General features: G+C 50.2%; 1 pseudogene. It reads right to left on the reverse strand.

The features are described from left to right. Window positions 1-245, reverse strand: a pseudogene (locus tag AF337_RS05625) (AAA family ATPase); the annotation flags it as partial.

The raw sequence follows: 245 nt of genomic DNA on the forward strand, positions 1-245 counted from the left end.
AGATATTTCGGATGGTAGCAAGACGCCAGCACATCGCCTTTGTACTTGCGATCGTAGAACAGGTTCAGATCTGGATCACACACAGCCAATCCGGTGCTGCTGGCATAGGATTTGAAAATTCTGATATATTCGTCGCGCGACGGCGTGTTCACAAAGATCTTATACTTGAGTCGCCGCAAGCCCGCCTCGTCGGAAAGGTCCTTCGGTGCGATATTCGTCGAAAACACCACCAATTCGTCAAAGGG

The organism is Rhizobium ecuadorense (assembly GCF_001187535.1).
GTDB classification, from domain to species: Bacteria; Pseudomonadota; Alphaproteobacteria; order Rhizobiales; family Rhizobiaceae; genus Rhizobium; species Rhizobium ecuadorense.